This is a genomic window from Paraglaciecola aquimarina (assembly GCF_032464635.1).
Taxonomy (GTDB): Bacteria; Pseudomonadota; Gammaproteobacteria; order Enterobacterales; family Alteromonadaceae; genus Paraglaciecola; species Paraglaciecola aquimarina.
The window spans coordinates 2153401-2178318 of the sequence record NZ_JAWDIO010000002.1; the positions used below are offsets into that span (position 1 = coordinate 2153401).

The window sequence follows — 24918 nt, forward strand, 5'->3', positions numbered from 1 at the left end:
TGCGATAAGATCTGTGTACAAGGTTATACGTTTTTCTTTGAGTACTCAAAGCATGCGTATGGCTAAAGCTTACAATAATAAAGCCCGTTATGGCAAAGCACATTTTAGAGAGGAATAAATGACAGGATCTACCAAGAGCACGATGGAGCTTTTAGATGGCAGAGTGCATAAAGATATCAAAATAGACACGAGTATTGTTGATACCTTGCAAAATAGAGTGAACGTGGCGACTGTGATAGCACAAGAGCTGAGCACCTTAGTGCATGAGTACAGTATTTTTATTACAAAGAGTCCCACATCCGGTGAATTCCAATTAACTGCTATTTTAGGGTTTAGCGACAAGCAGAATTTGTATCTAAGAGATAATAAGTGGCAAGCGACGTATATGCCTTTGGATATCATAAGACGACCATTTCAAGCTTATATGCCTGATAAAGACAATATGAATAAAGGTCACATTGCTATTGATGTTGCGGCAGAGCAGGTTAATAAGAAACAGGGCGCTGCATTATTTGATGAGGAAGGAAAAAAGACTGACTATTTAACAAAAATTGAAAGTACTTTTTCACAACTAATGGGGGCGTCAGTTATACCGCTAACTTACTCAAACAAGCCGATGAACTTAACCTGATTGAGCCAATCACTTTGGGGGTTGAAATTCCAAATAAAGGCAAAATTGAGTTAAATGGTTTATATGGATTCGATAAAAAAGCGGTCGATAAGTTGAGTGGGAAGTCGCTAAAACAAGCTCATGAATCGGGTATTTTACAAGTTATCCATTTGGTATTGAGTTCTAGTTTACATCTTCAAAAGTTAATTAATTGGGCGGCTGGGGGCAAGTCGTAGAAATTATATTGGGGTAACCTTTGTTACCCATAATTTGCTTTGCTTAATGGGCAAATTAGTTTATAGTTTTATCTATTGCACTAGTCGATATAAAAGCTAGGCAGGGGATCTAAAGAGGCGAACGCTAGTTCGTCTTTTTTTGTATCTATATAAAAAACATTTTTATTTTTATTTAGATCTGGCCAAACAAAGGGTTCTTTTGCGGCGGCAGATTTAGTTTTTTGTGGCTGTTGTTGGCTGTCGTCAGTGATTAATGAAATATACAGTTGCTCAACTTTTTCTCGTGCCCAAGGGGTTTTACGTAGAAATTTCAAGCTAGATTTAATCGACGGATCTTTAGTGAATGAGTTAATTTTAATGCGTTTCCCTAGTTCTTCCCAACCAAGGCTAGCTTCTAAATATTCGAGTATTTTTGCAAAGACATGCCGTGCAGTGGATCAGTACTTTGTGATTGATGCATTTAATTCGTTCTTATCTGTAACTTTGTCCTAAGATTACCAGAAAGTGGGATTATACCAACACCAGTATACAATTCGCGATGCAGGAAGTAGTGATTGGAATGGTTATTGGTTTATTTCTGGTTAATCAATGATCAAAAAAAGCCCCGACAAGCAGGGCTTCTAAAGGGTCTTTATACCGTCAGCGATTAAGCGAAGTTTGCAGATGCAAATTCCCAGTTAACCAAAGCCCAAAAACCTTCTAGGTATTTAGGACGAAGGTTACGATAATCGATGTAATAAGCATGTTCCCAAAGGTCTACAGTTAGTACTGGAGTTAGGCTTGCGTCGGTCAATGGAGTGGCAGCATTGCTTGTATTAACAATGTCTAGGCTACCGTCTGCAGTTTTAACTAACCAAGTCCAGCTAGAACCAAAGTTGTTTACCGCTTTGTCATTTAGTGCCACTTTGAAGTCTGCAAAAGAGCCCCATTTAGCATTAATGGCGTCAGCTAGTGCGCCTGTTGGCTCACCGCCGCCATTCGGGCTTAAGCTGTTCCAGTAGAAAGTGTGGTTCCAGATTTGTGCCGCGTTGTTAAATACGCCACCTTCAGAATTCTTAACGATTTCTTCAAGGCTTTTGCTCGCTAAGTCAGTACCTTCAACTAAACCGTTTAACTTAGTTACGTAAGTTGCGTGGTGTTTGCCGTAATGGTATTCCAATGTCTCTGCTGAGATATGTGGTTCTAAAGCGTTCTTTTCATAAGGAAGTGCTGGTAATTCAAAAGCCATGATGTTTCTCCATTAGATAGTTAAATGTGTGACACTACTCAAAACGAACTAAATGCTAATACTTTATGCTGCAATGTAAAAGTACTGACGAGTTAATTGTTTTGTTTTTTCAAACTAGAATAACTAAATTGAGTCATATTTGAATTTTTCAAGGCTAAGATTGGTATTCGTACTTGAAAAAGTTAAACTTGCCGCCAGATCAGCAGCAATTCAAATTTGAAAATGAGAGCCACTATGGAAACTATTGATAAAATTAAACAGCAAATCGAAGAGAACCCAATTCTTTTGTATATGAAGGGATCACCTAAGCTACCAAATTGTGGTTTTTCATCGCAGGCTTCACAAGCACTTATGCAGTGTGGCGAACAGTTTGCCTATGTAGACATTCTACAAAATCCTGATATTCGTGCAGAGCTACCTAAATATGCTAATTGGCCAACTTTTCCACAATTATGGGTTGATGGTGAACTTGTTGGTGGTTGCGATATTATCATGGAAATGTCTCAACAAGGTGAGTTGCAAGAATTGATTAAAGAGTCGGTAGCTAAACGCGCCGATGATGCTGCAGAGTAATATCGGTAGGTCGCTATAAGTGACACTGTTAATATGCAGACAAAAAAATAGAGCGTTAAACGTTCTATTTTTTTGTCTGTCTTTTTATCGCAATGGCTTTAATTTTACAACGCAGGGGCGGCACTCTTGCTGCCTGAGTTTATCGCAGTTTGTTTTTCGTTGGCTTTTAGGCGAGTGTCTAAGTCATCGATACGATTGGTTAAACTGTTATTGGCTAAAGCGGTAGAGATTAATTTTTCACGTAAGTTTGCTAATTGCTGTTCAACTTCTACGTCGCCCGCACTTATTTGTGTCAACTGATCTTGCATTTGTGTGATGACACTTTTTTGAGAACCTAACTGTTCTTTCATAAGGCCAATTTCAGTATCGTTCACTGAAGTAACTTCTTGGAGCGACTTAATGTCTACAGCATTCGAATTTTTAACTGATGCTAAAGAGGTGTTTAATGTTTTGATATCAGCTTGGTTACGCCGCCACGCTGAGGCCCAAAGTTTATCCATTTGGTCCCAAAGCTCTTTGGTTTTAGCGCTTAACTCTTTGACTTGTACGCCAAGAGCGACTGTCGATTGATCCATTTCTTCACCGGTAGCCGACAAGCGATTTTCAAGCTCGGTGATACGATCCTGAGCTTGTAGCAATACTTTGTGCTGTTCCATCGACCAATACACGCCGGCGCCAGCTATTAGGGCAATAAATAATAAAAATACAAACCAAGATGGTCCTTTAGCCGGTGCTACGGGGTCTTTGGGGGCGGGATTTTTTTATCGCCCGTTTTATTGGCTTGTGCTCGTGTACGCTGAAATGATTCAAGGTCATCTTTTTCTAAGGTGATCTTAGGCATGTCATCAAAAGGGTCGTTTGCCATTGTTACTTTTACTAATTATGAGGAGATATGACATTGATTATACATAGCTATTTTAATAATGGGATAGGGGGAACAAGGTTCAGGCAAAAAAATGAAGGATAAAGTCGCAGTTTACTCGCTTAGGGTAACGTTAATACATTTTATGTTTTAGAAATCATTGGAAAGGTTCGGTGAGAATAAGTCGACGTAGCTTAAGAACCTGCGTTTGAAAATGAAGGGCTCAAGCTAAAGCTCTTTTTAGCTGTTCTGTGTTGCTTAATAAAATAACGTGAAATTATGGTTATGGTTCAGTGAAAATGCCTAGGTTTGTTATTTAGTTCTTCTAGCAAGTGGCTTAGGTCGACTAATTTTCCGGCGATAACATGGATAACACCGCCATCTCCCTTTTCTAGTATGCCTTTTACCAGCAATATGGTTGATTTTAAATAGGCTTGCTTTTGTGCTCTGGAAGTGGCTAACCAAACCACAACGTTGATATTGCCTGTGTCATCTTCAAGCGTGATAAAGGTAACGCCTTTTGAGGTGCCGGGTCGTTGCCTGCCAGTTACCACGCCGACGACACTAACGGGACTTTGGTGGTGTTTTTCTTGTAACTCTGTCGCTAGAGTGTATTTAGGTAGTAGATTGGCTTCTTTTAATAAACGAATGGGATGGCTAGTCAAACTTAAGCTAGTGGCGTTGTAGTCTTCTATGAGTGTTTCGGTCTGGCTGGGGCTAGGAATATTAATCGTTGGATCGATAGGCTGGTGTTGTAATAGAGCGAGTTCACTTTGCTTATCCATTAGCTGCCAACGGCTTTCGAACCTATTGTCGCTAAGCGTATTAAACGCATTGGCACTGGCGAGGGCCTCTAAAAAGTGATGGCTGAGTGTGAGTTGTTTAACTTGCGCAATATTGGCAAAACCTAACTTGGGGCGTTGTTCCATTAATCTTTTCGTATCAGATCTGTTGATACCTTTCACTAGGCGAAGCCCTAGTCTGATGGCCCAATTTTTATTGTGATATTGTAAGCGGTGCTCATAAGTTGATTGGTTAATACAAATAGGCATAATCTCAATGTGGTGCCTCTGAGCATCTTGAATAAGCTGATTAGCCGAATAAAATCCCATGGGTAAGCTATTTAATAACCCTACATAAAACGCCGCGGGATAGTAGTATTTTAACCAACTTGATACATAAGCGAGTACAGCAAATGAAGCTGAATGAGATTCGGGAAAACCGTATTCACCAAAACCACAAATTTGTTGATAGATACGCTCGGCATAATCTAATGGGTAGTTTCTAGCGAGCATGCCTGATATTAACTTATCTTTAAAAAGGGTGAGTTCGCCATTTTTCTTCCAACTGCCCATAGCTCTGCGGAGTTGATCTGCTTCGCCACCGCTGAATCCCGCTGCGACCATGGCAATTTTGATTACTTGCTCTTGAAAAATAGGTACCCCAGATGTGCGTGATAAGACTGCTTTTAACTCTGCCGATGGGTACTGGATGAGTTGAGGGTTAGCCCTATGCTTTAGAAAAGGGTGTACCATCCCACCTTGGATTGGCCCTGGGCGTACAATGGCTATTTGGATCACTAAATCATAAAACGTAGAGGGCTTAAGCCTAGGTAGCATGCTCATTTGTGCTCTTGATTCTATTTGAAATACGCCTACTGTGTCGGCGGCTTGGATCATTTTGTATACTTGTGGATCATCCCCAAGGTAGGTGATGCCAGCCACACTATATTGTTGTTGATAATGTTGCTGGATTAAAGCAAATGTTTTACGGATAGCGGTTAACATGCCTAGGGCGAGTACGTCTACTTTGAGTAATCCTAAGCTTTCTAAATCGTCTTTGTCCCATTGGATCACACTTCGTTCTGCCATGGCTGCATTCTCTACTGGCACTAAATGGTAAAGGGGGCCTTGTGAGATAACAAAGCCGCCCACATGTTGCGATAAATGCCGAGGAAAGCCTCTAATTTCATCTACTAAAGCAGCAAACAATTGCCCTTGGTGAGAATGCGGGTCAAAACCCAATTCGCTAATTTGGCTACGCCAGCCTAATTCTCTGTCTCTGTGGTTCATGTTTTTAATAAAAAAATCGAGTTGGTGCTCACTCACTCCTAACGCTTTACCTACATCTCGAATAGCACTTTTATGGCGATAGGTGATGACAGTTGCGGCTATAGCGGTGCGTTCTCGGCCATATTTTTGATAGATGTACTGAATGATTTCTTCACGCCTTTCATGTTCAAAGTCTACGTCGATATCCGGCTCTTCTTGACGCTCTTTAGAAATAAAACGTTCAAACAATACCGATATTTGCCTAGGATCAACCGCTGTGATCTGTAAGCAATAGCATACAATCGAATTCGCTGCCGAGCCTCTGCCTTGATACAAAATTTGTTCTTGTTGAGCAAACTTCACTAGGTCGTGGATGGTCAGAAAAAAGTACTCGTACCCTAACTCTTTGATTAAAAATAGTTCTTTTATAATGATCCGCTTGATTGCGAAAGTTAACGCTTTACCTGTGGAAAAACGAATTGCCATACCTGCGATGACTAATTCTCGTAAATGTTGTGAGGGGGGTTTTCCTTTGGGGACCAGTTCACTTGGGTATTCGTAACGTAAACTACCCATATCGAATGTACATAGTTGCGCTATTTTGACTGACTCGACTAGTGTGGGTGTAGGGTATAGGGTTGATAATTTATGCAAAGGCCTAAGGTAACGTTCGCTGTTGGGTTGCAGTTGGCGACCCAACGCGGCCACTGTTTGTCCTTTGCGAATGGCGGTTAGTGTATGTTGTAACGGTAAACGTTGCGCAATATGCATGAGTACGCCACCACAAGCGCATAGGCTTATTTGATGCTGTGCTGCGAGGTGTTCTAGGTGGCGAAGATAGCGATGCTCGTTGGCGGTTAGGTGGCGCTGGTAACCTAACCATAGTTTATTTTTGTACTGTTTTTTTAGCCACGGGGCCCAGTGTTGGTCATGTTTGTTGTCACCATTGGGTAACCATATGACGATACAATGTTGAATACTGCGTAGATCCCATAAGTTTAGTTCATATTCTCCTTTAGGCGCGCGTTTGCGGGCGTTGGTAATGACGCGGCATAATTCTGCGTATGCTTGTCTGTTGGGGCACAGTAGTACTAGTTTTAACTCCTGCTGAAAACACAATAAGCTACCTACTATTAACTTAATATTGAGCTGCTGGTTTTTAATTGCGCTGTAGGCTCTAGCCACACCTGCCACTGAACACTCATCGGTAATGGCAATGGCCTGATAACCCAAAAAATCAGCTTGTTTGACTATTTCTTGGGGATGAGACGCGCCATATAAAAAGCTGAAGTTGGTCTGACAAAATAGTTCGGCGTATTGCAAAGAAACAGACATTAACTGAACACACCATGTAAAAACCATTCATTAGCTGGCGTTTTAAATACCCAATACCACTGGCCTTGTGCGTTGTGTGCAATAAAGTAGTCGCGAGTGATTTTATTCACTTCCCACCATGCGGTTTCTATTCGTTCGGGGCCATATATGATGTTGACTTTTTCTTTCAATGACTCAGGGTGGTGAAGTAACAGGCTAGGGCGCATTGCTTGTAATTTGACATTTTTTAATGATTTATGAGTACTTTGATTGACTTGGAGCATTGATTCAGGGCGAAAGTCATTTTGAATACTAGGAGTAAATACGGCCTGATCGCCTAGTTTGGCTTGTAATAGTGATAATAATTGTAAGCGTGAAAGGGTACCTTGCTTGGGGCTGAATAAGTCTTGTTTGTCGGGAGAGCGAACATAGGTATTGTGTACGCGCACGCCTATCGCAAATACGGGAGCGATTAGTCGAGTATTCTCAAATTGTAAACGTAGTAAGGCTAACCAACGTTGTGCTAAATATTCACCTTGGCGCGAATGCACCTCTAAGGCTAAAGGGGCCTGTTCTCGTTGATAAAGTTCAATATTCAAGGTTTGTGTGAGTAAATCACGGTTTTTTAAAAACCGCTCGACTAAGTCTAATATCTGGCCTAATGCTGGAAGCAATGCCTGTATATTTTCGAGGTCGTATAACAATTCAACATATCGCTCAAAGTTCTTCTTAGGATGAAAAAATTGAATAGGATGAGGGATTTGGTTTGTTAGTTTTCCAATGTAATTGGCTACGTCGGCATCAAAACGCTTGGCTAAATCGGCAAGGGGAATATTGAGCAGGCTTTGTACATCATAAATACCCACCCGCTCTAGCTTTTTAATTACTTGGGAAGAAAGTTCGGTATAGCTTAGCTTGATAGGTAAAATGGCTTGTTCAATCACTTGTGTGTTGTCAGTTATTTTATTCCAAGATGTGGCCGCAAGTATTTTAGCGGCGAAAGGCGAGTGCCCTGTTCCATAACTGAACGAGAGTCCTTGGTTATATAAACCATGACACAATTGCTGCTTAATTGTTTGCCAGTATGGCTTTATTCCCCCGTACATACTGAGCATGTTTTGTATTTGTAATAACAGCCCATGGGGTTTGTGAATGCTGATATCGCTGGTGAGTAAATATAAACTATTAGCAATATCGTGTAAGATTTCTTGGTTAATCCTTGTTTGATAAACGATGACCTGTAAATCACTTTTAAGCATCGCTGCTGTGCCTAACCCCATGCCCAAACGTATGCCCGCTTGGTAAGCGTTATGATCTAACTGGCATATTTGATTAGTACGCTCATCCAAAATGACATAGGCTTGATGAGCCGTTTTATTAGGCACATTTTGTTGCAGTAACGCGTCTAACTGTAATTGAGGAAAACATAAATATAGCCAAAGTTTTTGCATAACAGACCGGCTGACTATCCCGTTAAGCCATTACGAGCCGGAAAATACACAACTGTATTTGGACGGTGATGATATTGATTTTGCACGCTTAATTCAGGCCAATAGTGTACCATATTGATAGTAAGAGCTTGACTTGGCCATGCACCTTTACGCTTACTGATTTGTACTTGAATGCCCGCGTCGGCATGAGAAAGTGTTAACGCTAAAGTGACAGGTAAAGGAATATAATGTTGAGATCGAGCGCGAATAATAAATAGCAAAGCTCCGCCTTTTTCTGCCGCTAATTGCAGGCGCTTAACTTGGCATATAGTTAAGTTATTGCACCACAGTACCACGCTATGACAGCCTCCACTTTTCAAACTTTGCTCGGCGCTCCATAAAGCAAGGGCTGGTGCTTTGGGCTGTACCACAATTATTTGTTCTAAAGCAAACCCCAGCTCAGCGAGCATTTCGCTATTGATAGCTATAGGTGGGGCAATAAAGGCACTAATGTCTGCAGGTTTCTGCTGGTGGCGAGCCAAAATACTAGGCAATATTAAACGTAACTCTCCAATACCAATAGGGCTACGAAGCTCGATAACTCCATGCTCAGGAAACCCTCCTTGTAAGGCGTCATCTAATTCTTTGAAACCTGTTTGTTGTCTTGAGTGACATACTTGTGGCGATGTATTCCCCCGCCAGAGTAGGTTTTTGTTTTCTAGATAATGAATTGTTGGATGCATAATGAGATAAAATACACTGTGTTTTTATACAGTATATTTATCATGTAAATAGATGCAAGTGTTGTTTGATCTAGCTTGATCTGAAAAGTGCACTTATTGACATAAAAAAGCCGCTCCAATTAGAGCGGCTAGTTTGATTAATAGTTGATTACTAAGGTAATCAGTTAACTTTGTTTACGGACCCGTACCAAGCTTAACAGGCCAATAGCTAATAAGCTTAATGTTGCAGGAGCAGGTACGTCTTTAACAGTATCTACAATTTTGATATCAAATGAAGTATCAATGTTTGTGTCTAGCGTGAAATCCCAGAATAACAAGCCATTGAACGCGCTGGCATCACCAAATAGGGAAATGGTATCAGTGCCCACTGCATCTGCTGAAAAGGTTAAACTCGCGAGTTGTATACTTCCATTAACGACATCGAAAATGTCAAATAGGCTGCCGTCTACGTCATTGAGACCATCTTCAGCAAAAGATGAGTGAATAGTTGCGCTCAAAAAGAGCTGTTATTGGTTAGGCTTGTCAGGTCAAAACCAAAGCCAAATAAGTCATTAGCACCCAAATCAGTCATGACATTTACGGTAAAATTTCCACCCACAGTGACAGTGTCAGTGTAATCAAATGTGATAACTGAAGCCGAAACGTTTGCAGCTTGTAACAATAAGCTTAGGCTGGCAATAGCGATGGATAATGTTTTAAATAATTTTTTCATTTTATTACTTCTCATATTTTAAATAAATGATTAGGCGCCGATTAAACAGCGCCTAATTTTTAGTGATTAAGGTTGGTTTCTGTAAGCGATAGAGAGCAACCTGTAATCATTACGTGTGATACTGCCGTCGTTATCCATGTCAGCTGCAGCATTAAAGTTGTCGTCACCTGTCGTGCTACCTAAGATTGTTCTGAACTGTGTTACGTCATTTTCTCCTAATATTCCGTCACCATCTAAGTCACCCATAATAGTTTCTACAGGTTGCTCTGTGTTCGCGTCTGTAACGAGTAAATTAATAACTGAAAATTCACCATTAACCGGAGTTGAGCTTTTTACGATAACTTCTAATGAGTTACCTACTGCATCTGGTATTGATATTGATACTGGGTCAAATGGCCAAGTATTACGCTCTAATAGCACTGTGGCACCGTCAACTTTAAAGTACACATCTAGTCTAATACCATCAGTCAATGATGCATCACCTTGAGCCGCAGCTGTAATATTCACTTTATCTGCACATGAAATATCAATAGCGCCAGTTGTCCAGCGTCCACCAATTAGGTTGATTAACGGATTTTTGTACAATTCGCCACAGTTGGTATTGCTGCCGCCAGTATCACCACCAGTGTCTCCACCAGTGTCTCCGCCAGTATCACCGCCGCCTAATTCACCACTATAGCTACTGTCAGTAATAGCAACATTAGTGAATGCCATTGCGCCACCAGTATTTCCTGCCTTAATAATTACTACAAGGCTATCACCTACTACGTTATCAAACGTAATGGCGTTTGATGAAATAGGAGTGGTTAACTGTTCGTATCCGATACGAGTGCCATCTACATCAAAATATATTTCTAAAGCAGTGCCATCAGGTAATGATGCATCAGCAAAAGGTGTGTAACTAATATTTACTGAATCAGCACAAGTTAAGTCGTGTGTTTGCTCAGTACGAGCAGCTGTTAATGTTAGGTTTGTATTTTCGTATAATATGCCGCAGTTAGTATCGCCGCCATTATCACCACCAGTATCGCCACCGCCAGTATCACCACCGTCAATAGGTTGATAGTAACGAACATAATCAATCTTCATGCTAGTGCCATCGATTGCATCAGTTACTTGACCGGCAATATTCCATTTTAAAATAGCCTGACTTAGTAAAATGTTTGTTTCAGAGTGATTTAAGTCGTTCTCTTCGACACGGATTAATTCACCATCTAAATAGAATTCGTGTTTGTCTTCTGTCCATAGCAGTCCAAAGGTGTGATATTCAGTTGAGAAGTCATATTCAGGGAATTGACGTGGTTGAGGTGATTGAGGATGAGTTACTTTTCCTTCTTCATCGGTAAAAGTATCTGTCCAGTTATGAATGTTAGTGTTGATCTCATTCGGATAGTGACCTTCGTTAATATCTAATTCAAAGGCTTTTTCACCGGCAGGTACACCTGTTTTAGGCCATAACCAAAATGAGTTATTCGTCCCGGTTGCCCCTGAATATTTGTATTTTGCTTCATAGTAGCCGTATTTAAACTTTTCTTTTGTCCATACATTGCCACATGTCCAATCTTGTCCATCGCGAGTTTCTTTTTTCGCGGTTAATTCTAAAATACCATTATGAACAAATGCATTGTCTCTCCAGCGGCTACATAAAACAAACTCATTGCCCGTAGCACCATTTTGTGACACCCATTTATCTTCTAATTGGCTATCAGGGTAATCAAACTCGTCTTGCCAAACTAAATTATAGTTTTCTAAGTCTATGGTTTTATCGTATATAGGGAAGTCAGGTGCAGTAACGACTATAGTTGCATCAGCTTTGAATTGTCCTTCTGCCGTGACAGTTGAAATAGTTGCTGTACCTGGTCCGATAGCCGTTACCACACCACTACTATTTACTGTAGCGACAGAAGTATCGCTTGAGGTAAACCACACACCTTTGTTTGCCGAGTTTAATGGCAACACGCCACCAGTAACGTATTTGTCCTCACCTACTTTTGCAGATATCTCTTTAGGCGTAATTGTTGCTCCTGTAACTGCAGCATCTTGTGGACCACCAGTACCAACAATTAACGTCGCATCATCAGTAAAAAAGCCTTCAGCAGTCACGACAGAAATAGTGACTGTACCATCAGCAATTCCAGTTACTTCGCCATTTGATTTCACTGTCGCAATATTTGTATCGCTTGATGTAAACCACACACCTTTGTTCATGGCATTACTTGGTAGTGCTTTGCCAGTTACAAAAGTTTTTGCACCTACTTCTAGGTTTATATCTTTAGGTGTGATCGTAGCACCAGTTACTGCAGCATCTTGGGGCCCGCCATTACCAACAGTTAAGGTTGCTTCATCGGTAAAGAATCCTTCTGCCGTCACGACAGAAATAGTGACAGTGCCATCAGCCACCCCAGTCACTTCACCATTTGATTTTACTGTAGCAATATTTGTATCGCTTGATGTAAACCATAAACCTTTATTGTCGGCATCACTTGGTAATACACTACCCGTTACAAACGTTGTTCCGCCAACAGCAACATTTATAATTTTGGGTGTAATGGTCGCTCCTGTCACGGCACCATAAGTACAGGAGCTTCATCTTGCTCATTTTCACCTGCTATGATGTTGATCGGATGCACACCTGTAATTGGATAATTGTTTCCATCCGTAGATTCAAAGGTTGCATACAAAAAGTAAAAATTACCTTCCGGTAAATCAGCGGTTGGTGTTATTGATGCTAAAGAAATATTGGCAGTTGCTGTGCCAGATTCTGTTCCGATAACGCTGGAGTCTTCAGCAAACGTATCTTTAACTACTGCTCCCCAACCTGCGGTCATTTCGCGTAAAAAGAAACGAACGCCACCATAAGTATCAGTAACCGTATGTCCTGTACCTGCGTTGTAATCAGCGGTGACAACTATTTCGTTATCGGTAGAATAAGTTTGAGTGTAAATATTGACATCATCAAGCGCTAATGATGCTTCATCAGCTTGTGCGTATGAGCTGCTTGTAGACATGAACAACAAGCAGACGAGCGACGCCGCCATTTTTTTGTGATTTATTATTTTCATTCTATTTTTAACCCTTAGAGTAAAATATTTTTAACTGCTATTTATGCTTTATGTGCAAAGTTACCTTTGTAAACTCGATGTATGTATTTTGTAAACAATCAACATCTGGCGGCTAAGCTACATGAAATAAAAGTTGAAGTGAACGTTGTAAATAGATAAAGATAATATTGAAAACTTAGCTGATATGTATATTTGAAATATACAAGTGAAGTGAATTTAAATTAAATAATATACTATTAAAACAATGGTTTATGATTTATTTGTTCATGGGTTTATAATTATTAATTCATTTTTAATGATTTACTCTTCACATTATTTGAGGTTTTTGTTCGTGAATTTTGAGGTGGATTTTTCTGTTTTTTCAATAATTAAATATGCAATCTGTAAGGCGTGTTTGGGATATTTTTGCGAATGTGGTGGCAGGCTATGACAATTACATGTCATTTCTATTTTTAGATTTTTAAATGCTCTGAGTTAATGAAACCATAAAATTTAACCTGTAGACTTATATTGTTTACATTTTTTAATTTACAAATTAGTGGTTGTATAAAATGATTTCAATCCCATTAGACACGATACTGTATTTTATAGTGCCTATGATAACTGGGCAGTTATTATTACTAATATTGATATATTTTACTGTCGTCAGACGACGGATGATTGCCGAGTTTCCGTTACATGCTTGTTTTATTTTAAGCTTTGTAATTTATTTGTTAGCTGGTCCACTACAGTTTTATAGCTATCACGATACCGCTTCTCTTATTATTTATTCTCGATTTGCCATTTTATTTTCCATTGGTATTCCGTCAATGCTGATTGCTAACTTGCTCCGTTGCCGTGTTACAATAAGCCGATTGAGTTATGTTTTGCCCTATTTCATTGGGAGTGTGGGAGCGACTGTCTATGTGGTGGTGCGCGATGGGGCAACGGATCAAATTTTGGTTAGTGAAAAATATGGTCAAATTTTACCGACCATAATAAGTGATGCATCTTTCAGAGACGTACTTATCTTGGTGACTGCAATTTTATTAGTTTTGCCCAGCATCTATCTGATAGCTCGACAGGTTAAAAATAACGCCCGATCTCAAACTACTTTATTATTTTTATCTAGTTCTTTGCTCTTAGGATTGGCATTTATAGTGGGTGAAATTACTAATCAGTTTTGGTTATTGAATGCTGGTTCTTTTATTACTGTATTGTGTTGGTGTTGGGCCGTCTACCAAGATATTCAGGCCATGCAAATACAAGCCTGTAGTTTGAAAGAAGAGCTACAAGAATTGATTGATAGTGATGAGCAAAATATTCAGCCTGATGTGATTAAACTCATAGATAAGCTAGAAGTGAATCAAGACTGTGATATCGACGACTATAAACGTAAAATCAAAGACCTTTTGATATTACTTACTCAGTCTACTATTGAGCAGGGAAGAGATAATGAACAGTTGTTGCGTAATAGTTCTGACAAACTAAAAGTCATTCAATTGAGTGACAACAGCCATGACATTAAACAACTTGCTAAAGATGAAGCGATAGAATTGTCACGACTTTTAGCTAATCGCCCAACTAAAGGGAATCAAGAGTTAGTGGATAATGCCATAAATTATATAACTAAGAATTATAGTCGTGACATAGAGCTTATCGATATTGCTCAAAATTGTAATGTGAGTGATTCATATTTGAGCCGAATTTTCAAAAAAGTAACAGGCGAAACACCTAATCAATTTATTACTGATTATCGTATTCGGCAAGCTAAGCTCATACTAAAACAATATTCAGTGAATGAAACATCTGCAGCCGTTGGTTTTAAAAACCCTAGCTATTTTAGTACTGTATTCAAAAAAGTGACAGGTTTGAGTCCACTGCAGTATCAAAAACAGTTTATGAAAGCTAATACTAACCCTTAATAATAACACGCATATAGAAGTGGTCACTCAGCGATAGTTAAATGAATTTAATCAAGGCACTTGAATGAAAGAATAGTCGCGCTCATTTTAGTTCGAGCACCACGGCGTATTTGCAGTTGAAATAGATGCAAGTGTTGTTTGATCTAGCTTGATCTGAAAAGTGCACTTATTGACATAAAAAAGCCGCTCCAATTAGAGCGGCTAGTTTGATTAATAGTTGATTACTAAGGTAATCAGTTAACTTTGTTTACGCAGATGTACTAATGCCAATAAACCTAAAGCCAATAAGCTTAGCGCGGCTGGGGAGGGGACATCTTTGACAGCATCAATGATTTTGATGTCAAATGAGACATCTATGCTTGTGTCGTAAAACATATTCCAGAACACTAAACCTTCGAAGTTACTGGAGTCGCCAAATAAAGAAATAGTATCCGTACCCACATTATCTGCAGAAAAGGTTAATTCAGCCAGTTGTACATTACCATTAACCGCATCGAAAATGTCAACTAGGGAGCCGCCTACATCATTGATAAAGTCATCAGCAAAAGCAGAGTGAATGGTACCGCTAACAAAAGAGGTATTGTTGGTAAGGCTGGCTAAATCAAAACCAAAACCGAGCAAATCATTCGCTCCTAAATCAGCCATAACATTGACGGTAAAGCTATCGCCTACAGTAACAGTGTCGGTGTAATCAAAGGTAATCACTGATGCAGAAGCGCTAAACACTTGTAGGAACAAGCTTAAGCTAACAAGGGGAATAGATAATGTTTTTAATAATTTTTTCATAATATTACTTCTCATATTTATACAAAGGGTTAGGCGCTGAATGACAGCGCCAATTTTATTGATTATTGATTTCTGTAAGCGATAGCGAATAATCGATAATCGTTACGGGTGATACTGCCGTCGTTATCCAAATCGGCAGCGGTGTTGTAATTATCGTCACCTTGTGAGCTGCCTAAGGTCGCTCTAAACAATGACATATCCTCTTGGCTTAATATGCCATCTCCATCTAAGTCACCAATAACAGGCTCTGCGGCGGCAACTATGCTAATTGGTTGAACTCCACCAATTTTGTAAGTTGTGCCGTCTGTTGAATCAAAGACAGCGTAAAGGAAGTAAAAATTACCATCAGGTAAATCAGCGCTAGGAGTTAATCCAGTTAAAGATAAATTAGCTGAGGCCGTGCCTGATTCTTGACCAGTAGCACTAGGATCGTAAGCTAATACATCACTAACCACGGCTGACCAATCAGCCTTCATTTCGCGGAGGAAGAACTTCACCCCTCCTTGAGCACCTGTCACAGTGTGATTTGTTCCAGCATGGTAATTCGCTGTAACCGCAATACTCTCACCTACTGTATAGCTAGTAGATAAGTACTTACTGGCGTCATCTAAAGTGAGAGAGCCAAGCACTTCTACTTCTTCATCAGCCGTTTTAATGAGTGTGTATGAATCCGCGTTCCACTGCCAATATCCATCAGCTCCAACACTCTCGATGCGTAGGGTATAAAGCCCTGTTTCTGTGATCTCAATATCGTTGCCGATATTAAGAGGCGCGTAAGTCTCCCAGCCACCTGTAGCAGGGGCACTAATTGATTTGCTATACACAACTTGCTCACTTGCATCACGTAATGATACTTGTATACCCGCTGCATCACCTATAGTACGCCAAGTAAAGTTACTAATTGGTATGTACCTTTTGCTGCAAAATTCACTGGGTAATCTGCCCAATCACCGGTTTGGTTAAAGTTAATGCCGGTTTCAGTGGTTTGGAAACCATCATGGGGGCCGCCAGTTTCGGTAAAGCTTTCGGCCTCAATTACAACGGAATTATTTAGCATAGTTGGCGCTTGGTTGGCATTTGCTGGATCAATAGGATCGACAGGATCTGTTGGGTCTGTAGGATCTACTGCTGGCGCGAGTTCAGATAACAGCACAAAGCTCAGTTTGTCAGCATTCCATTGCCATTTACCTTCTTCCCCAATACTCATAACACGAATCGTATGAGTACCTGACGTAGGCACCAAAAGGTTATTGGTGATAACTGTACTTTGCATAACATCCCAATCACCAGTTGTTGGAATATTGGCACGACCGGCAGAGACACCGTTGATAAATATTTCAACACCGTTTACAGGATCTGTAGGTGTGCCGGCATCTATAGTTGCGCGATACACTCCGGCCTCAGCAAAATCAATACTAAAGTCAGCCCAGTCGCCAGATTGATTGTTATTAACTCCTTCAAGTCCAGTATCAAAACCACCAAAAGCACCACCTGTAGCAACCACAGTTTCAGCTTCAATATCCACAGGTGTCGCAGTGATCGCCGATTCTTGGATAACACTCACTACCATGGTTTTTGTAAAACCTCCGTCAGCAGAGGAAACGGTAATGGATGTATTACCTGCTGACACACCTGTGACTAAGCCTGTACTACTAACAGTGGCAATACTAGGAGCCGCAGAAACCCAAGTGACATTCTGGTTAGTTGCATTGCTAGGGGTAAAACTCACGTTAGCTTGATAGCTACCGGGTAATACAATAACAGCAGTGGACGCTAATTTTATATCGGTTAAAGGGATATTGGTGACATTAACAGTCACTGTATCACTGGCACCACCATCTACAGCAGCGGCTGTTATAATGGCACTACCGTCACCCACCGCAGTCACTAAACCACTAGTACTCACTGTCGCCACAGCTTCGTTTGAAGAGGACCAAGACAATGATTTGATGGTTGCGTTGAATGGTTCAATACTAGCGTTGAGTATTACTTCATCATTCACACCTAAATCAACATAATTTATACCTAATTCAACATTAGTTGGTTGAATCGTGGTGACTGTTACTTGTTGCTCTGCACTTACTTCGCCATCAGCTGTTGTTGCTGTGATAGTCACGGTGCCAGAACCCGTACCTGTGACCAAACCATTTTGATCTACCGCAGCAATAGTCACGTCTGAGCTTGACCAATTCACTAGTTTGTTATCTGCATTTAGTGGTGAAATATTAGCTACTAACGCGATAGACTCTTTAATGTTAACAGCACTTTCACCGGAAAGCGTAAGACCGTTTATTGCCGTACAAGGATCGCAATCGGCCCCTGAACTACGGCCTGGAGCTTGACTCATATCCCACACTGAAATACTGACAGTAGTAAACGCTTGAGCTAGATTAATACGAGCATTAATTTCGTTATTTTCTTGTAAATATTCTAATGGAATAGGTATTTCAATTAGATTTAATGCAACCCCTGACGCATCCACGTCTGGGCCCATAAAATCTAAATGTTCTACAGGCGTGCCACTTGCATTAGGGTTGGTTTCTTTACGCACAGACAACTTGTGACCGTTAATGGTAAAATTATTTAGCTCTTCTCGTACATTTGATGCATGGAATGGATACATTTTAGCGGCAATACGTAACGTCGCTTCACCAGTGGTCGGCACGTTTACACCATTTACATGGGCGGTGACTGTGTTACCCGTAACCCGGTGAATTTGACCTTTCGCTGCTGCACCTGTACCAGCGCCAGATAAACTTTCACTGTAGTATTTGTCTTCTTTAGAGGTTTCAGTGATCGCTACTTCATCATTAAACTCAATATCTAAGACTATCGTTGAAGCCAGGTTCTAGGGTGACAGCATCAGGTAGGTTATCTAACATGGCTTCGGCCAATACTCCGCGACCTAAATTAGTCGGGCTTAAACCTTCAGCTAGATATGAGTGTTTCATATTGACGCTGTTAACTGTGTTGCCATTTATCCCCATAAAAGATAAATCTACAGGAATGTCATACCATTCAAGATTATTTAATATTAGATAGGTGTGGTTGCCGTCAACATAGGCATCGACTTGGATGTCTGGATCATTTGAGTGAGTATCTACCCGCGTTCCCTTTACGTCAGACCATAGTGCATACCATTGAATTTTATCTGTCACATACCATTCTGATTCTTCAGTAAAAAATGTACTTGCATCCGCTTCAGAGTGCATTAAAGCCGGTTCATAACGTACCACCTCATCATTATGAGCGTAGGCCCCCATTTGGCTTTAATTGGCGCAAATGGCATAGACTTTTCAATTTGGTTGGGGCGTGTCAGAAGTTGCATAAACATTTGGTTAAAGCTGCGTACCTTTAGCCAATCTGCATAACGATAGTCTTCTTGTAAAAATGGAACGGTAGAATGGCCAGATGCAATGGCTCCGTATTCTGAAATCACCCAAGGTTTAACCTTGTCACGGCCATTAACTAAGGTGTCATAATGTTCCACCATGTCTAAAATGGCTTCGGTAGTCATACCACGGCGGAATGTGCCACCTTGTTTAGGATCGTTGCCCATGGGGGACCAGTCGTACAAATGAATTGAATAAAAATCCATATTCTCGCCAGCAGCATCCATGAAGCCTTTCCACAAGTAATCCCATTGATAGAAGTCATCAGTGCGAGCATCCCAATGTGTGGATGCGGCTATTTGTTGTAAAAAGTTTTCTAGATCACCTTCTTCGTATGAGTAACGTGCTCTAATAGCGCCTTCTTGATCTTTAAAGCGAGTAGATAAATCTCCTTTATCTAGGTCATGCAAACCCCAAGTCATGCCTCCAATAAGTGGGCGTTGATCTTCTGGAAGTTTATCTTTAATCTGTTCTGCCACTAAATTATGGTATTCAAAAACCTGCTCAAAACTTGATAGAACGAAATCGTGACCAACATTCAGGTCCATATCTGGCTCATTGATCACTTCCCAGTATTTAGGCATTAACACACCACTGGTTTCCCCTTCTTTACGCATAAATTTATCCAGATATTCACCCACCCATTCGGCACCATCTTCGATGTGACGCAACACATATTTACCTGCATCATCGTCTTTGCCGGCAAGGTGAGCTGGCCAATAAGACTGAGAGGGAAAGGGGCCATGTGGAGTAATCCCCATGATCATTTCATCACTGCGCGCTTCATAAGCTCGTAAAGACTCCGGCAAGCTGTCATACATATTGTCTTTATGCCATTGGCCAAAATTGGCTAGGTCATCTATGTCAGGTTTGCCAGGATTTTCTGGATCTTGCGCGGTGGCTTTAAATATCCATGAAGCCATACCATTGTCACGACCAAAATAAACATCTAAGTCGTTCATCAGATAATTCATGGTTTCAGCTTCACCATTCCAGTCACTCTCAGTAAGACTGGAGTGCACTGTGATATGCTTTTTACGGTTAAAGTCAGATACACCTTTCACTTCATGTTTCATATTTAAGTTGATGTCTACTTTTGCAGTGGCTGATAAGTAAGCTGGTTCAGTACTCCCTCCGCCAGTGTCGCCGCCTGTACTCCCTCCACCAGTGTCACCGCCTGTACTTGAGCCGTCAGGCTTACCATCCACTATGGCAGGCCCTTCATCAAATTCTTCTCCGCTGGAAGTTAAGGCGGTAAAAGTGACTGTATCTGCAGCCCAAGTCCAGTTGTTGCCCTCTGACTCTAAACGTACATTGTGCTCACCTGCTTCAATATAAATACCGTCTGTTATAGTAAGGTCGTGCCAGCCATTGTGACCAAATGTTTGTTCCGCAAGTTTGTTTTTACCTATATAAAGTAAGACTTTTGAAGTCGGGTTATTGTGGTGGTTGATTTGAGTTTCTACTCGGTAGTAACCTGTCGTTGGAAAGTTAATTGTGTAGTCAACCCAGTCCCCACCTTGATTATGGTAGGTAACGCCATCCCTACCAGCCCAAGCTTGGTTTATCATGCCTTGTAGGTGCACTTGTGGGACGATACCGCCCGTATCTTCGAAATTTTCTGCTTCAAAAGTAAATGCATCGCCATCGATAGCCAATGAAGGATCAAAAGGTACAGCATTGGCTGCACCTAAAGGTAGGCCTAATGTAATAGCTAGCGCTAGTTTCCTTAGTTTAAATTTGTTCATATAACACCATTTTTCTTAATGTAAACCTAATGTAGGGAAGGCAATACTTTGTTATGTACAATAAACAAATAGCGCTTTTGCCACTATGAGCATGCCAACCAAATTGTTGTCATTTGTTAACAATTTGTTGGATTGGGTTTAAATTACATGAATAAATTGGCGAAAGAAATAAGCCTCCTAGACGAAAATAATATCTAGTTATTGGCTGTTTTTTCATTTGGTTATATTTGCTGTCAAAAAAGCTGACACTGAAAATATCTATATAAAAAATAGTTAGTTACGGTATGCTTGCTCTATTCTTAGGTTCATTATTTTAAATGGTGATGTTCGATTTGATTTATAGCTGGTTCGTTTTATTGGATGCTTACTTCACTTTATTGCGAGTCGCATTCGGGATGTGTTTGTTTATTCTTTGTTAATGTTTTGGGTGTTTGAATAAGTTGAAGGGAAATTAATTAATTCATAAATAGGATGAATATGTAGACCTTTTATAATATTCTATTGTTAATTGTTTTCAATCTGAAGGTTTGGTCGTTTAGCGAGACGATATAATCTAAACGGTAATATATGTTTTTAATTCCATTTGAAACCATTTTTTATCACATTATTCCTACTATCACCGCCTTATTTTTATTCTTGGGTTTGGCTTATTTGATTGTTATTAAACAATATAAAAGCACCTATTTTTCTTATTACGTTTGTTTCTTAATTTGCTTTACTATTTTTCTTCTTGGTAGACCATTACAATTTTACAGCGGCCATATACTTGCTCATCTCATATTATATATTCGATTTTTAATATTGTTTTCTATTGGATTCCCATCTTTACTCATTGCAAATAAAATGCGCTGCGGCCTGACATTGAATCGTTGGGGGTATGTGCTTCCATACATTATGGGGGAGCTGGAGCGGTGGTTTTTGTGATGGTTCGCGACGGTTGTACCTATCAAATTCTCTTTGCTGAAGAGTTTGGGTACATATTGCCATTAATGTTTACTGAAGCTACGTACAGCGATATGTTGATTATTACCACTGCTATTTTAGTGGTGCTTCCTAGCTTGTATTTGGTTTTCTATCATCTGCGGCATAACTTACAGTTCGACACTTTATTCATACTAATTAGCTCTTTCAGTTTGGGCACCTCTTATATTGTCGGTGAATTTGTTGATGAGTATTGGTTGTTTTATTTTTGCGCATTTTTAATCTCTTCTATTTGGTTACGAATAGGCTATGAAGACATTCGGTCTTCAAATACTCAGTCACTGAAGTTGAAACAAGAATTAAAAGATATATCAATGACTTATATTAATGATGTATCCGGCAATGAGCGGTTTGCTGAAAGTGATCAGGCATTGGCTCCTTTGCTAGATAGTGAGTTGGAGCAAACTAAATCCTTGGCTATAGGTGGAGATAGCGATTCATTGGAAGGCAAACCTAGTAAACCGACAGTTAAAAATAGGGAATTGGTAGATAGAGCTATTAGCTTTATTAAAGCTAATTTTAATAGTGAGATTGAAATTGCAGAAATTGCAAACTACACAGGGGTGAGTGATTCATATTTAATTCGAACCTTTAAAAAAGTAAAAGGTAAAACCATTAATCAATATGTTACTTGTTACCGTGTTCAGCGTGCACAAAAACTATTAAAGAATCACACTGTAGTCGAAACTTCTCGCGCTGTAGGTTTTAAGAATCCAAGTTATTTTAGTACCGTTTTTAAGAAGCAAATTGGCATGAGTCCCTTGCATTATCAACAACAGTTATATGATTGATAGATAGGAAGTTATCATTGTTCTCAAAAGGGGAAATAGTATGAAAGTGCCTAAAATATTAACTCTGATCTAGGCACTTAGTTTTATCGCAGGAATTTAGTGAGTATGGCCGCAACCGTCTTCGCTGTGTGGGTGGCCGTGCTCTAATTCAGACTCTGTGGCCGCTCTTACTTCAAGTACTTCGACATCAAAGTTTAGGGTCAAGCCCGACAGAGGGTGGTTACCGTCGACTATTACTTCATCTTCCGTTACGTCTACTATCATGACTGACTGTTCGCCGTCGTCGGTGGTGGCTCTAAATGTCATGCCTGGATTGACTTCCATGTCTTCGAACATAGATTTAGGTACAGTTTGCACCAGTTCATCATGACGTTCACCATAGGCTTGTTCTGGTGGAATATCGATAACAAATTTGTCTCCTACTGCTTTGCCTTCTAGCTCATTTTCTAAACCTTGGATCAGATAATGGCTGCCTTGGAGAAACACCATAGGCTCACGTTCTTTTGATGAGTCAATTTGGGTGCCGTCTTCAGAACAAACGGTAAAGTGTATGGTAGCAACGGTTTTGTTAGTTATATTCATAGTGTTCCAAAATATTTAAAGTAATAGTATTGTTAAGTTAACCTGAGTTCTGGATAAGCAGTATCGTTTAAGCTAAACAATCCAACGCCGCTAGACACTAAACGAGGGCTATCGAGAGGTTCGGCTTATCCAGGATCCAGCTTAAGTTAGTGCATAGGGTAAAGCTTGGACGGTAAATAATACGTTAGTATTGGACTTGAGTCTAAATTCTGCGCGAGTTTCTGTGTCGTTGCTTAAAACAGCCAAGGCCCAGGTTAAGTCGTTATTTGTTGCGCTGCGTAGTATTTTTCCATCATGGCGCCAATTTCCATCAATTTGATATTCAAGTAGTTCGCCTTCAACTTGCGTGTTAGCTGTGCTTGACTGGAGCATAAAAGCCGCTTTTTTGTTACGTCCTAAGTACTTAGTTCGAGCAATCACTTCTTGGCCCATATAACAGCCTTTTTCAAAGTCAATTGCACCAAGTGTTTGTAAATTAAGCATTTGTGGCACAAATTCGTTTGAGCTTTGCGCTCGTACGTCAGCGAGCCCTGATTTTATTTCGTCGATTTCCCATAACTCTGCGCTATCACTAGCGTTAATTTCAATGGAGTGTGCGGCGTCTTTTGGTTGTAGCACTAAATACCGCTTGGCGAGTTTATCAACACATAACGCTAAACCATGTTCATTTGCAATGGTCGACATATTTTTGCTGGGAAGGGCGTCAAGCACATTGGAGATGTGTTGTTCAAATTCAACACCACAACCTGCGATGATATTCCAGTTATTCGTTTGGTCGTCAATATCCACTTTGGCAAATACACCGTATTTGTTTAGCTCGCTCAACGATTTTTCTAATACTGAATGGTGGGGTAGCAATAAAATTGAATCTTGCCAATCTAGCATATAAAACACACTCCACACCTTGCCTTTAAAATCACAATGGCAAGCAAGTAAAGCCTGTTCTTGACTGAGCTTGGTTACGTCAGCGGTGATTTGGCCCTGCAGGTATTTTACGCGTTCGTCACCACGCAATTGAATTACCCCTTTATTAGTTAACTGGGTTACGTATTCATGATTTGACGAGGACATATTGGTATCTCTAATTTGGGTTCAAGCAATACTTATTGATATGGGGTAATAGTTTGTTTTCCCAAGGAAAGAACTGAAAAGAACTGATTATACCTGCTATCATATTGGCATATAAAATATCTGAGACCTGATCCGTATCTCAGTTTGTTAATGTTTTGGGGTGTATGATGTTCGATAAGAAAAAGTATGGGCGGCTAAAATGGGCGTGTCGCCGTGGGATGTTAGAGCTAGATGTACTGTTTATACCTTTTGCTGAAACAGGTTTCTTAGAGCTTTCGGATGAAGAGCAGTTAGTTTTTGAACGTTTGTTAACCTTTGATGATCCCGATTTATACGCTTGGTTTATGGGGCATCAAGCCTGTGAAGATAGTGAAATTAGAGGCATGATTGAGCATATATTGAGTCGTGTCAAAGTATAGAGTTGTATTTAAACGATCACGTATCGAGCTGGCCATAGGCTGTATTATTGCTGGCTTGTTTGTGTTGTCTTTTTGGTGTTGGAAGGCGCAGATTTTACCTTTTCAATGGTTGATACAAAGTGTTTTATCTATTCTCGTGTGTGTTCATTTTTTTAAGTGGCTAAAGCAACAGCAAGCTCAGAAAGTTTCTCCCGTTATTTTTACTGTTGATGGTCAGTGGACCGAGTTAGAGCATGATAGCTGGTTGATTACGCAGCAGTCTCGGATCAGTCGTTTTGTCCTATTTATAAATTTATCGTCAGTGCTTAATGCTGCTCATTCAAAATGGTTTGTTGTGTATCATGATCAGGTGTCTGAACAGGAGTATCGACGGTTGTGTAGAGCGATTATTTTTCAACAACAAAAAACGGATGGTTAATGCCA

The 24918-nt window shown here is 40.2% G+C and carries 25 protein-coding genes and 1 pseudogene; 7 read left to right on the forward strand and 19 right to left on the reverse strand.

What is annotated here, in order from left to right; translation table 11 throughout:
- Positions 1 to 118: 118 nt before the first annotated feature.
- A complete protein-coding gene (locus RS130_RS10810; RefSeq protein ID WP_316025963.1) occupies positions 119 to 631 on the forward strand; it encodes a SapC family protein in 513 nt (170 codons plus the stop codon).
- Positions 632 to 645: 14 nt separating this feature from the next.
- Complete coding sequence (locus tag RS130_RS10815; protein ID WP_316025964.1) at positions 646 to 846, forward strand: SapC family protein; 201 nt, start codon at positions 646 to 648, stop codon at positions 844 to 846.
- Positions 847 to 926: 80 nt separating this feature from the next.
- Here RS130_RS10815 and RS130_RS23740 read toward each other — a convergent pair whose 3' ends face one another.
- From RS130_RS23740 to RS130_RS10825, 3 genes and pseudogenes are all read right to left on the reverse strand, one after another.
- Entirely contained in the window at positions 927 to 1160 is a 234-nt protein-coding gene (locus tag RS130_RS23740) for a VF530 family DNA-binding protein (RefSeq protein ID WP_428982762.1), read from the reverse strand.
- A gap of 3 nt (positions 1161 to 1163) precedes the next feature.
- Positions 1164 to 1256, reverse strand: a pseudogene (locus RS130_RS23745) (VF530 family DNA-binding protein); the annotation flags it as partial.
- 236 nt (positions 1257 to 1492) lie between these two features.
- On the reverse strand, positions 1493 to 2074 hold the full coding sequence (locus tag RS130_RS10825; protein WP_316025965.1) for a Fe-Mn family superoxide dismutase: 582 nt from the start codon (positions 2072 to 2074) through the stop codon (positions 1493 to 1495).
- Positions 2075 to 2308: 234 nt separating this feature from the next.
- On the opposite strand from RS130_RS10825, the gene RS130_RS10830 reads away from it, so the two are divergent.
- Entirely contained in the window at positions 2309 to 2647 is a 339-nt protein-coding gene (locus tag RS130_RS10830) for a Grx4 family monothiol glutaredoxin (protein WP_316025966.1), read from the forward strand.
- 104 nt (positions 2648 to 2751) lie between these two features.
- On the opposite strand, the gene RS130_RS10835 is transcribed toward RS130_RS10830, so the two are convergent.
- The 9 genes from RS130_RS10835 to RS130_RS10875 form a co-directional block, all read right to left on the reverse strand.
- Positions 2752 to 3315, reverse strand: a complete 564-nt coding sequence (locus tag RS130_RS10835) for a hypothetical protein (RefSeq protein ID WP_316025967.1) — start codon at positions 3313 to 3315, stop codon at positions 2752 to 2754.
- A gap of 65 nt (positions 3316 to 3380) precedes the next feature.
- Entirely contained in the window at positions 3381 to 3512 is a 132-nt protein-coding gene (locus tag RS130_RS10840) for a hypothetical protein (protein WP_316025968.1), read from the reverse strand.
- Positions 3513 to 3799: 287 nt separating this feature from the next.
- Positions 3800 to 6895 (reverse strand): error-prone DNA polymerase, encoded by a 3096-nt coding sequence (locus RS130_RS10845; protein WP_316025969.1) that lies wholly within the window; start codon positions 6893 to 6895, stop codon positions 3800 to 3802.
- A complete protein-coding gene (locus RS130_RS10850; protein ID WP_316025970.1) occupies positions 6895 to 8325 on the reverse strand; it encodes a Y-family DNA polymerase in 1431 nt (476 codons plus the stop codon). Before RS130_RS10850 ends, RS130_RS10845 begins: the two co-directional genes overlap by 1 nt.
- Before the next feature lie 14 nt (positions 8326 to 8339).
- Complete coding sequence (gene imuA, locus RS130_RS10855) at positions 8340 to 9047, reverse strand: translesion DNA synthesis-associated protein ImuA (protein WP_316025971.1); 708 nt, start codon at positions 9045 to 9047, stop codon at positions 8340 to 8342.
- A 164-nt stretch (positions 9048 to 9211) separates the two neighbouring features.
- Positions 9212 to 9544, reverse strand: coding sequence for a PEP-CTERM sorting domain-containing protein (locus tag RS130_RS10860; RefSeq protein ID WP_316025972.1), 333 nt, complete (start codon positions 9542 to 9544; stop codon positions 9212 to 9214).
- Positions 9541 to 9759 (reverse strand): hypothetical protein, encoded by a 219-nt coding sequence (locus RS130_RS10865; protein WP_316025973.1) that lies wholly within the window; start codon positions 9757 to 9759, stop codon positions 9541 to 9543. Before RS130_RS10865 ends, RS130_RS10860 begins: the two co-directional genes overlap by 4 nt.
- 66 nt (positions 9760 to 9825) lie before the next feature.
- On the reverse strand, positions 9826 to 12324 hold the full coding sequence (locus RS130_RS10870; protein ID WP_316025974.1) for an Ig-like domain-containing protein: 2499 nt from the start codon (positions 12322 to 12324) through the stop codon (positions 9826 to 9828).
- A complete protein-coding gene (locus tag RS130_RS10875) occupies positions 12321 to 12821 on the reverse strand; it encodes a hypothetical protein (RefSeq protein ID WP_316025975.1) in 501 nt (166 codons plus the stop codon). Before RS130_RS10875 ends, RS130_RS10870 begins: the two co-directional genes overlap by 4 nt.
- Before the next feature lie 551 nt (positions 12822 to 13372).
- Here RS130_RS10875 and RS130_RS10880 point away from each other — a divergent pair.
- Positions 13373 to 14725, forward strand: a complete 1353-nt coding sequence (locus RS130_RS10880) for an AraC family transcriptional regulator (protein ID WP_316025976.1) — start codon at positions 13373 to 13375, stop codon at positions 14723 to 14725.
- Positions 14726 to 14962: 237 nt separating this feature from the next.
- Here RS130_RS10880 and RS130_RS10885 read toward each other — a convergent pair whose 3' ends face one another.
- The 5 genes from RS130_RS10885 to RS130_RS10905 all read right to left on the reverse strand — a co-directional run bounded on the left by RS130_RS10885 (position 14963) and on the right by RS130_RS10905 (position 20651).
- Positions 14963 to 15511, reverse strand: coding sequence for a hypothetical protein (locus tag RS130_RS10885; RefSeq protein ID WP_316025977.1), 549 nt, complete (start codon positions 15509 to 15511; stop codon positions 14963 to 14965).
- Positions 15512 to 15573: 62 nt separating this feature from the next.
- Positions 15574 to 16458 carry a dockerin type I domain-containing protein gene (locus RS130_RS10890; protein WP_316025978.1) on the reverse strand — a complete coding sequence of 295 codons (885 nt, stop codon included), beginning with the start codon at positions 16456 to 16458 and terminating at the stop codon, positions 15574 to 15576.
- A complete protein-coding gene (locus RS130_RS10895) occupies positions 16386 to 18176 on the reverse strand; it encodes an Ig-like domain-containing protein (protein ID WP_428982763.1) in 1791 nt (596 codons plus the stop codon). Before RS130_RS10895 ends, RS130_RS10890 begins: the two co-directional genes overlap by 73 nt.
- A gap of 151 nt (positions 18177 to 18327) precedes the next feature.
- Positions 18328 to 18723 carry a hypothetical protein gene (locus tag RS130_RS10900; RefSeq protein ID WP_316025979.1) on the reverse strand — a complete coding sequence of 132 codons (396 nt, stop codon included), beginning with the start codon at positions 18721 to 18723 and terminating at the stop codon, positions 18328 to 18330.
- Positions 18723 to 20651: a hypothetical protein gene (locus RS130_RS10905; protein WP_316025980.1), complete on the reverse strand. Its 1929-nt coding sequence runs from the start codon at positions 20649 to 20651 to the stop codon at positions 18723 to 18725. Before RS130_RS10905 ends, RS130_RS10900 begins: the two co-directional genes overlap by 1 nt.
- Positions 20652 to 21574: 923 nt before the next feature.
- Here RS130_RS10905 and RS130_RS10910 point away from each other — a divergent pair.
- Positions 21575 to 22423 carry an AraC family transcriptional regulator gene (locus tag RS130_RS10910; protein WP_316028029.1) on the forward strand — a complete coding sequence of 283 codons (849 nt, stop codon included), beginning with the start codon at positions 21575 to 21577 and terminating at the stop codon, positions 22421 to 22423.
- A gap of 96 nt (positions 22424 to 22519) precedes the next feature.
- Here RS130_RS10910 and RS130_RS10915 read toward each other — a convergent pair whose 3' ends face one another.
- Together RS130_RS10915 and ygfZ are read right to left on the reverse strand one after the other, a co-directional pair.
- Positions 22520 to 23005, reverse strand: a complete 486-nt coding sequence (locus RS130_RS10915) for an FKBP-type peptidyl-prolyl cis-trans isomerase (RefSeq protein WP_316025981.1) — start codon at positions 23003 to 23005, stop codon at positions 22520 to 22522.
- A gap of 141 nt (positions 23006 to 23146) precedes the next feature.
- Positions 23147 to 24076: a tRNA-modifying protein YgfZ gene (gene ygfZ, locus RS130_RS10920; protein ID WP_316025982.1), complete on the reverse strand. Its 930-nt coding sequence runs from the start codon at positions 24074 to 24076 to the stop codon at positions 23147 to 23149.
- A gap of 167 nt (positions 24077 to 24243) precedes the next feature.
- On the opposite strand from ygfZ, the gene RS130_RS10925 reads away from it, so the two are divergent.
- Both RS130_RS10925 and RS130_RS10930 read left to right on the forward strand, forming a co-directional pair.
- Entirely contained in the window at positions 24244 to 24495 is a 252-nt protein-coding gene (locus tag RS130_RS10925) for an FAD assembly factor SdhE (RefSeq protein WP_316028030.1), read from the forward strand.
- Positions 24482 to 24913 (forward strand): protein YgfX, encoded by a 432-nt coding sequence (locus RS130_RS10930; protein ID WP_316025983.1) that lies wholly within the window; start codon positions 24482 to 24484, stop codon positions 24911 to 24913. The genes RS130_RS10925 and RS130_RS10930 overlap by 14 nt, the downstream gene beginning before the upstream one ends.
- Positions 24914 to 24918 lie beyond the last annotated feature (5 nt).

Excerpts from the sequence above, each read along its gene's own strand:
- ygfZ (WP_316025982.1), bottom strand. The coding sequence starts at position 24,076 with ATGTCCTCGTCAAATCATGAATACGTAACCCAGTTAACTAATAAAGGG.
- RS130_RS10885 (WP_316025977.1), bottom strand. The coding sequence starts at position 15,511 with ATGAAAAAATTATTAAAAACATTATCTATTCCCCTTGTTAGCTTAAGC.
- imuA (WP_316025971.1), bottom strand. The coding sequence starts at position 9,047 with ATGCATCCAACAATTCATTATCTAGAAAACAAAAACCTACTCTGGCGG.
- RS130_RS10810 (WP_316025963.1), top strand. The coding sequence starts at position 119 with ATGACAGGATCTACCAAGAGCACGATGGAGCTTTTAGATGGCAGAGTG.
- RS130_RS10925 (WP_316028030.1), top strand. The coding sequence starts at position 24,244 with ATGTTCGATAAGAAAAAGTATGGGCGGCTAAAATGGGCGTGTCGCCGT.
- RS130_RS10900 (WP_316025979.1), bottom strand. The coding sequence starts at position 18,723 with ATGCACTCTGAAGCGGATGCAAGTACATTTTTTACTGAAGAATCAGAA.
- RS130_RS10840 (WP_316025968.1), bottom strand. The coding sequence starts at position 3,512 with ATGGCAAACGACCCTTTTGATGACATGCCTAAGATCACCTTAGAAAAA.
- RS130_RS10910 (WP_316028029.1), top strand. The coding sequence starts at position 21,575 with ATGGTTCGCGACGGTTGTACCTATCAAATTCTCTTTGCTGAAGAGTTT.
- RS130_RS10845 (WP_316025969.1), bottom strand. The coding sequence starts at position 6,895 with ATGTCTGTTTCTTTGCAATACGCCGAACTATTTTGTCAGACCAACTTC.
- RS130_RS10830 (WP_316025966.1), top strand. The coding sequence starts at position 2,309 with ATGGAAACTATTGATAAAATTAAACAGCAAATCGAAGAGAACCCAATT.
- RS130_RS10850 (WP_316025970.1), bottom strand. The coding sequence starts at position 8,325 with ATGCAAAAACTTTGGCTATATTTATGTTTTCCTCAATTACAGTTAGAC.
- RS130_RS10915 (WP_316025981.1), bottom strand. The coding sequence starts at position 23,005 with ATGAATATAACTAACAAAACCGTTGCTACCATACACTTTACCGTTTGT.
- RS130_RS10865 (WP_316025973.1), bottom strand. The coding sequence starts at position 9,759 with ATGAAAAAATTATTTAAAACATTATCCATCGCTATTGCCAGCCTAAGC.
- RS130_RS10905 (WP_316025980.1), bottom strand. The coding sequence starts at position 20,651 with ATGAACAAATTTAAACTAAGGAAACTAGCGCTAGCTATTACATTAGGC.
- RS130_RS10880 (WP_316025976.1), top strand. The coding sequence starts at position 13,373 with ATGATTTCAATCCCATTAGACACGATACTGTATTTTATAGTGCCTATG.
- RS130_RS10825 (WP_316025965.1), bottom strand. The coding sequence starts at position 2,074 with ATGGCTTTTGAATTACCAGCACTTCCTTATGAAAAGAACGCTTTAGAA.
- RS130_RS10875 (WP_316025975.1), bottom strand. The coding sequence starts at position 12,821 with ATGAAAATAATAAATCACAAAAAAATGGCGGCGTCGCTCGTCTGCTTG.